Below are 7,969 nucleotides of genomic sequence, written 5' to 3' on the forward strand. Positions count from 1 at the left end.
CCTGTGACTCGGATGGGCAGCGGCACCGGTATCGGGGGCGGCCGGGTGTCTGTTCCCACCCCCGTTCCGCTCCCCGCGGGGTTTTCAATCCAGTGTGAACCGGACCTACGGGTCCTGTCGCGTGGTCGCGTGCTGCTGGGCGGTTCGCCGCTGCGGCTGCTTACTCTGAGTGAAGCTGGCGCGGCCGTGTTCGACGCGCTGCGCGCGGGCGTGACGGTGGCGGATGCCGGAGTGGGCGCGGGTACGCTCGCTCGCCGGCTTGTGAGCGCCGGGCACGCCGACCCGATGCCCCCGGATGCAGGTACGCCGGGTACGCCGGGTACGCCGGATACGGACGACGTCACCCTCGTCATCCCGGTGCGTGACCGGGCGTGGGCCTTACCCCGGCTCCTTGCCGCCGTCGCAGGGACCTGCCGGGAGATCATCGTGGTGGACGACTGCTCCACCGATGCCACCGCCGAGGTCGCACGGCTGGCCGGCGTCCAGGTCATCCGGCACAGCACGTCGCTCGGACCCGGAGCTGCCCGCTCGACCGGGGCGCGGGCAGCGGGCACCCCGCTCGTCGCCTTCCTCGACTCGGACGTGGTGCCCGGTGCGGGTTGGCTGTCACGACTGCTGCCGCATCTCGCCGACCCGATGGTCGCGCTGGCGGCGCCACGGGTGGCGTCGGCTCCGGGCCGGAACCTGCGTAGCCGCTATGAGATGTCACGGTCACCGCTGGACCTGGGCCCGCGACCCGGCCCGGTCCGCGCGGGCAGCCGAATTTCCTACGTTCCGTCCGCCGCGCTGTTGATCCGCCGGGAGCTGGTCGACTTCGACCCGGCGATGCGCTACGGCGAGGACGTCGACCTGGCCTGGCGGCTGGCCGCGGCCGGATGGTCGGTGCGTTACGAACCGGCCGCGGTGGTGATCCACCGGCCGCGGACGTCATGGGCGGGCTGGGCCGTGCAACGCTTCGGTTATGGATCGTCCGCGGCGCCACTCGCGCTGCGTCATCCCGAGCCGCTCCGCCCGGTACGAGGCGCCGCGATCGGTGTCGCGGCAGGCGTCATCGCGGCCGTCGGGTCTGCACGGTTGGTCGCGGGAGCCGCCGGGGTCGGCGGATGCGGCGCGGTGGTCAGCGCGGTGCGGTTACGCCGGAGGTTCACCGAGCTGCGCACCCCTGTACCGGGAGCCGGACTGCTGGCTTCGGTGCTGGTCGTCCAGGGCCGGCGGCATGTGATGTGGGCCGCGGCGGACACGGCACGGCGGGTTTGGCTACCGTTGTCCGCGTTCGCGCTCTGCCGGCCTGCTCGTCGGCCCGGTCGCCGGATGCTGGTTGCCGCCGCGGTGCTGCCGACGGCGTGGGACTGGTGGCGGGACCGTCCGGACGTCGGGCTCGTCCCCTACGTCGTGCTGCGAGTGGCCGACGACGCCGCCTACTGCGCCGGGGTCTGGTGGGGCTGTCTGCGTGCCCGCACCACTCTCCCGCTGCGTCCGCCCGTCACGGAGCTGGCTCCATCGAGAACCCGTCGGGTGGGTCTGGTGCGCCTGGGCAGCAGGGCCGGCATGCTTGGCCGATATGACCACCGAGGTAACAGTTGACGTCCAGCCGCCAGCAGCGATCATCACGCTGAACCGTCCGAAGGTCCGTAACGCGATCACTCCCGAGATGATCGACGAGTTGCGTGGTGTCATAACCGAGCTGAACCACCGGGACGACGTGCGCGCGATCGTGCTCACGGGCGCCGACCCCGCTTTCTGCGCTGGTCTGGACCTGGTCGCGGTGGGCGAGGGCAGGTTCAGCCGGGCCGCGGACTGGGACAAGCGGCCGTTCGACGGGGTGCTGGAGACCACCAAGCCGTTGATCGGCGCGATCAACGGGGCGACCGTGACCGGTGGCCTCGAATGGGCGCTGTGCTGCGACTTCCGCATCGCGTCGGAACGCGCGCGCTTCGCCGACACCCACGCGCGGGTCGGCGTGATGCCCGGCGGTGGACTGACCTGGCGGTTACCCCGGGCGGTCGGGTTCGCATGGGCACGTCAGATGTCGTTCACGGGCAACTACGTGGATGCGGCCCAGGCACTGCGGATCGGTCTGGTCAACGAGGTCGTTCCGCACGAGAGTCTGCTGCCGCGGGCTCTGGAGATCGCCGCGAACATCGCCACCATCCCCGCGGGGGATCTTGCGGATATCCGGGCGATGTACCACCAGTCCGAGCTCGGCACCGCCGTCGACGCAGCCACGAACGAACGCGAGGTCGCACGTCGACGCCGGTTGAACGCCGACGAGGTCGCCAGTCGGCGCAGCAGTGTGATCGAGCGTGGCCGGGGTCAGATCGGGTAGCGATTTCGATCCGGCGGGCAAGCGCGACGTCCACGGCAGCTGTGATCATCACGGCGGGGCGGGGCGGGGCGGGGCGGGGCACGGCGGGGCATGGCGCGGCGTCGGCTTTCGGACTCCGCGCCTTCGTCGTCGGGGGGGTGCCGGGGCGACGCGCGGATATCCTCGGTGATGTGACCTACCTCGACCACGCGGCGACCACGCCGATGCGTCCCGAGGCCGTGGCTGCCTACACCGCGGCGCTCGCGGAGGCCGGGAACGCGTCATCGCTGCACGCCAGTGGTCGTCGTGCACGTAGAGTAGTCGAAGAGTCGCGCGAGGTGCTCGCTGCGGCGCTGCGCGCGCGTCCGTCCGAGGTCGTCTTCACCGCGGGGGGGACCGAAAGCGACAACCTGGCCATCAAGGGGCTGTACTGGGCGCGGCGGGCGGCCGAGCCCCGCCGGCACCGGGTGCTGGTCAGCGCCGTCGAGCACCGCGCCATCCTGGACGCGGTGGTCTGGCTTGCCGAGGCACAGGACGCCCAGGTCGAACTGCTGCCCGTGGACGCCACCGGGATGGTGCGTCCCGAGGTTCTCGCCGCCGCGATCACGCGCGATCCCGACAGCGTCGCCCTGGTCAGCATCATGTGGGCGAACAACGAGGTCGGAACGGTCTCACCGGTCGCGGAGCTCGCGGCGGTTGCGCACAGTTACGGCATCCCGTTTCACACCGACGCGGTCCAGGCCGTCGGGTCCATTCCGGTGTCGTTCGAGGACAGCGGCGCGGACGCGCTGACGGTCAGCGCCCACAAGCTGGGCGGCCCGATCGGTATGGGCGCGCTGCTGGTACGCCGGGGTCTGGCGATGGCGCCGCTCACCCACGGCGGTGGGCAGGAACGCGACGTCCGGTCAGGCACGCTCGACACACCGGGGGTGGCCGCGTTCGCCGCCGCGGCAACCACGGCCGTCGCCGAACAGCCCACCGAGGCGGTGCGGCTTGCCGCCCTGCGGGACGACCTGATCGCACGGGTCCTCGCCGAGGTACCGGACGCGGTGGTGAACGGGGCGCCGTCCGGTCCGGGACGGCTGCCCGGCACCGCCCACCTGACCTTCCCGGGCTGCGAGGGTGACTCGCTGCTCCTGCTGCTCGATGCCCACGGGATCGAGTGCTCGACGGGTTCGGCCTGTTCCGCGGGGGTGGCCCGGCCGTCGCACGTTCTGCTGGCCATGGGCGTGGCGGAGTCCCGCGCCCGCGGCTCGCTGCGTTTCTCGCTGGGCCGGACCTCCGAACGTGGTGATGTCGACGCCCTCGTCAGGGTGATCGCGCCAGTGGTGGAGCGGGCGCGCCGCGCCGGGGCGCTCGCCGGGCTGTCCGGGGGGTGAGCGGGATGCGGGTGCTTGCGGCGATGTCTGGAGGGGTCGACTCGGCGGTGGCTGCCGCCCGAGCGGTGGACGCCGGCCATGACGTGACCGGTGTGCACCTGGCCCTGTCGAAGTCCCCGGACTCGCACCGCAGCGGCGCCCGTGGCTGCTGCACCATCGAGGACGCCCGTGACGCCCGCCGCGCCGCCGACGTCCTCGCCATCCCGTTCTACGTGTGGGATCTCGCGGACCGCTTCGAACAGGACGTCATCGACGAGTTCGTCGCCGCCTACGAGGCCGGCCGGACGCCGAACCCCTGCGTGCGCTGCAACGAGCGGATCAAATTCGCGGCGGTGCTGGAGCGTGCGCTGGCGCTGGGCTTCGACGCGGTGGTCACCGGCCATCACGCGCAGCTGTCCGGTGCGGTGCTGCGCCGCTCGGTCGACCCGGACAAGGACCAGTCCTACGTACTGGGGACGCTGCGCCCCGAGCAGCTTGCCCACGCGATCTTCCCGCTGGGGGACACCACGAAGACGGGGGTCCGGGCGGAGGCGGCACGCCGCGGTCTCGCGGTCGCGGACAAGCCGGACAGTCACGACATCTGCTTCATCTCCGACGGTGACACTGGCCGGTGGCTGCGGGAGCGGCTCGGTCCGCGTCCAGGCCCCGTGGTGGACGCCGTCACCGGCGAGACTGTGGGGGAGCACGACGGGGCGTTCGCGTTCACGATCGGCCAACGCCGCGGCCTGCGGCTCGGCCGGCCCGCACCTGACGGGAAGCCGCGCTACGTCCTCGACATCTCACCGGTCACCTCCACGGTGATGGTCGGCCCGGCCGAGGCACTCGACGTCCGAGGTCTGGTCGCCGACCGGGTGGTCTGGCCGTACGAGGGTCCGGTCGTCTGCGCGGCCCAGATCCGGGCGCACGGGCGGGCGGTCCCGGCCACGGTCGAGGGCGTCGGCGACGAGCTGCACGTGCTGTTGGACGAGCCGGTCCGCGGCACCGCGCCCGGTCAGGCGGTCGTCCTCTATGACGGTGACCGGGTCCTCGGGGGCGGTCATGTCACCCGACTCGGCAGCTGATTCGGGATTCGGGCCGCCCGGCGTTCCGGAGATCCACATTCTTAGATCGCCCGAGGGTACAGGAAAGTTGCGATCATGATGTTGAGGGCCAGATGACACGCCCGGCGCCGCTGTGGGAGCCCGGGACGGCGACCGGGGTCGGGTCGTTGCCGGGAACCGATCCGGTCGAGGCGTGCCGGCTCGTCTTCGACGAGCTGCCCGACCTCCCTTACCTGCCCGAGTTGCCGGGCCGTGGGGCTGGCGCCGACCTGATCGGCCGCTCCGCGGGCCTGCTCGCGGACATGCCGGTCGATCTGCAACCGTCCGGGTGGCGGCTGGTCCCGCGTCCCGGTTTCGACCTGCGCCGCACCCATGATCTGCTGGCCCGCGACCTGGATGCGCTGGGCGAGGTCGCGGCCGGCTACAGCGGGTCGTTCAAGGTCGCCGTCGCCGGTCCGTGGACGCTTGCCGCCACCGTCGAACTGCAGCGCGGGCACAAGGCGCTCAAGGATGCGGGCGCGACCCGCGACATCGCCGAGGCCCTTGCGGAGGGCCTCGCCCGCCATCTCGCGGAGATCGGCCGTGTGCTGCCCGGCGTCCGCCTGGTGGTGCAGGTCGACGAGCCGTACCTGCCGGCGGTGACCGCCGGTCGGGTCCGCACACCCAGCGGGTTCGGGGTGTTGCCCGCGGTGGAGGAGAGCGTTGCCGTCGACCGCCTGCGCACGCTGTTCGGGCTGCTCGCCGATGCCGGGATACCGACCGGGGTGCACTGTTGCGCGTCGGCGCCGCCGGTCGGGCTGCTGCGACAGGCGAAGGCAGCCTTTGTCGGTGTGGACGCGACCCTGCTCACGCCGGCCGACGACGAAGCGGTCGGTGAGGCGGTCGAGGCAGGTGTCGCGTTGATGCTCGGGGTGGTGCCGTCGCGGGACACGGAACTGTCGGACGTCCGTCGTACCGTCGAGCCGGTCCGGTCCATGTGGCGACGGCTGGGATTCCGGCCGGAGCAGCTTCGGGAGGTGGTCGCGGTGACTCCCACCTGCGGTCTTGCGGGCGCGACGCCCGCCTATGCCAGGGCGGCACTGCGCCGCTGCCGGGAGGCGGGTCGAGCGCTGGCGGACGACTCGGCATGAGCCCGCTGGACACCCCGGGCACGGCAAACGTGGGCGACCCGGCAGGTACGCCGGATGCGACGCTGGTGGCTGACGCCGATGCCGCCGATGCCGCCGATGCCGCCGAGGTTGCCGAGGTTGCGGCCGAGGTGCGGGCCCGCGCGGCGGAGCTGGCCCGTGATCTGGACGAGCACGCCTACCGCTACTACGTCCTGGATTCCCCGACCGTCTCCGACGCCGAGTACGACCGGCTCATGCACGAGCTGGCGGAGATCGAGACCTGCTACCCGCAGCTTCGCACCCCGGATTCGCCGACCCAGAAGGTCGCCGGGTCCTTCTCGACCCTGTTCACCCCGGTGGAGCACCTGGAACGGATGCTCTCGCTCGACAATGTCTTCACCGGCTCCGAACTCGAGGCCTGGGCGGCCCGAGCCACCCGTGACACCGAGGTGGACGCCTGGCTGTGCGAACTGAAGATTGACGGTTTGGCGGTCGACCTCGTCTACGAGGACGGCTTTCTGGTGCGCGCGGCCACCCGCGGCGACGGGCGGACCGGGGAGGACGTGACCCGAAACATCCGCACGTTGTCGGTGGTGCCGACCCGGCTGCACGGCGCGTGCGTCCCTGAGCTGCTGGAGATCCGGGGCGAGGTCTTCTTCCCGACCGTGGCGTTCACCGAGCTCAACACCACGCTGGTCGCGGCGGGCGCGAAGCCGTTCGCCAACCCGCGCAACGCCGCCGCGGGCTCACTGCGGCAGAAGGACCCGCGGGTGACCGCGACCCGGCCGCTGTCCATGATCGTGCACGGGCTCGGTGTCCATCGAGGTCTTGACGTCGCCGCCCAGTCCGAGGCGTACGGCCGGATGGCCGAACTCGGCCTGCCTGTCTCCCACCATCACCAGGTGGTGGGGGGTGTCGCCGAGGTCGAGGCGTTCGTCCGCCGGTGGGGTGAGCACCGTCACGACGTCGAGCACGAGATCGACGGGGTGGTGGTCAAGGTCGACGCGTTCGGGCTGCAACGCCGGCTCGGCGCCACGTCGAAGTCCCCCCGCTGGGCGGTGGCCTACAAGTACCCGCCGGAGGAGGTCACCACCCGGTTGCTCGACATCGAGGTCAATGTGGGCCGAACGGGGCGGGTCACCCCGTTCGGCCGTCTGGAGCCCGTGCGGGTCGCGGGGTCCACGGTCGGCCTCGCCACCCTGCACAACGCCGACCAGGTCGAGCGCAAGGGCGTGCTGATCGGCGACACCGTCGTCCTGCGCAAGGCCGGTGACGTGATCCCGGAGATCGTCGGCCCGGTCGTGGACCTGCGTGACGGCTCCGAACGCGCCTTTGTGATGCCCACCCGCTGCCCGGAGTGCGATACCGAGCTGGTGCGGCCCGATGGCGAGGTCGACGTCCGCTGCCCGAACACCGTGTCGTGCCCGGCGCAGCTACGGGAGTCGATCTTCCATTTTGCCTCCCGTGGTGCCCTGGACATCGACGGGCTCGGCTACGAGACCGCGGCCGGTCTGCTGGACGCCGGTCGGGTACACGACGTCGGCGACATCTTTCACCTGAGTCCGGAGTCGTTCGAGGGGCTGCGCGGGTTCGGCCAGAAGAAGATCGAGCAGATTCTGCGCGGGGTCGAGCAGGCCCGGCACCGGCCGCTGTGGCGGCTGCTAGTCGGCCTGTCGATCCGGCACGTCGGCCCGAGCGCGGCCAGGGCACTGGCGCGGGAGATGCGTTCGGTGGACGCCATCGCCGGCGCGTCCACCGAGGCCCTGGCCGCTGTCGACGGTGTGGGGTCGACCATTGCCGCGTCCATCGTGGACTGGTTCGCCGATCCGCGCCACCGCGAGATTCTCGAACGGGTGCGCTCCGGTGGAGCGCAGGTTGCCGACGCCGGCGCGGACGACGGGCCCGGCCCGCTGACCGGCGTTACCATCGTGATCACCGGGACGTTGGTGACGTGGAGCCGCGATTCCGCCACCGAGGTCGTCCAGGCGCGGGGTGGCAAGGTCACGGCTTCGGTGAGCAGGAAGACGACCTTCGTCGTGGTCGGCGCCGATCCCGGCGCCAGCAAGTACGACAAGGCCCGTGCGCTGAAGGTTCCCGTGCTCGACGAGGCGGGTTTCGCCGTTCTGCTGGACGCCG

At 71.8% G+C, this 7,969-nt stretch carries 6 protein-coding genes; all 6 read left to right on the top strand.

All coding sequences use genetic code 11. From position 1 onward, the window contains the following. The first annotated feature begins 12 nt into the window (after positions 1-12). Positions 13-1,584 (top strand): mycofactocin biosynthesis glycosyltransferase MftF, encoded by a 1,572-nt coding sequence (gene mftF / locus NBW77_RS03590; protein ID WP_284346881.1) that lies wholly within the window; start codon positions 13-15, stop codon positions 1,582-1,584. Then, the gene (locus tag NBW77_RS03595; protein WP_131748263.1) at positions 1,562-2,326 is read left to right on the top strand and encodes an enoyl-CoA hydratase; all 765 of its coding nucleotides are present in this window, start codon (positions 1,562-1,564) and stop codon (positions 2,324-2,326) included. The genes mftF and NBW77_RS03595 overlap by 23 nt, the downstream gene beginning before the upstream one ends. Positions 2,327-2,496: 170 nt before the next feature. Further along, on the top strand, positions 2,497-3,684 hold the full coding sequence (locus NBW77_RS03600) for a cysteine desulfurase family protein (protein ID WP_131748165.1): 1,188 nt from the start codon (positions 2,497-2,499) through the stop codon (positions 3,682-3,684). A gap of 5 nt (positions 3,685-3,689) precedes the next feature. Further along, a complete protein-coding gene (gene mnmA / locus NBW77_RS03605) occupies positions 3,690-4,745 on the top strand; it encodes a tRNA 2-thiouridine(34) synthase MnmA (RefSeq protein ID WP_131748064.1) in 1,056 nt (351 codons plus the stop codon). A gap of 92 nt (positions 4,746-4,837) precedes the next feature. After that, complete coding sequence (locus NBW77_RS03610; protein ID WP_165486260.1) at positions 4,838-5,854, top strand: methionine synthase; 1,017 nt, start codon at positions 4,838-4,840, stop codon at positions 5,852-5,854. Beyond that, positions 5,851-7,969: NAD-dependent DNA ligase LigA (ligA, locus tag NBW77_RS03615; RefSeq protein WP_250279273.1), on the top strand; the 2,119-nt coding region annotated here is incomplete at its 3' end. The genes NBW77_RS03610 and ligA, both read left to right, overlap by 4 nt.

The organism is Frankia sp. Cppng1_Ct_nod (assembly GCF_920656135.1).
GTDB lineage: Bacteria > Actinomycetota > Actinomycetes > Frankiales > Frankiaceae > Protofrankia > Protofrankia meridionalis.

What these genes read in the sequence shown, in the direction of transcription:
- mftF (WP_284346881.1), top strand. Translation starts at nt 13, where the DNA reads ATGGGCAGCGGCACCGGTATCGGGGGCGGCCGGGTGTCTGTTCCCACC.
- NBW77_RS03595 (WP_131748263.1), top strand. Translation starts at nt 1,562, where the DNA reads ATGACCACCGAGGTAACAGTTGACGTCCAGCCGCCAGCAGCGATCATC.
- mnmA (WP_131748064.1), top strand. Translation starts at nt 3,690, where the DNA reads ATGCGGGTGCTTGCGGCGATGTCTGGAGGGGTCGACTCGGCGGTGGCT.
- NBW77_RS03610 (WP_165486260.1), top strand. Translation starts at nt 4,838, where the DNA reads ATGACACGCCCGGCGCCGCTGTGGGAGCCCGGGACGGCGACCGGGGTC.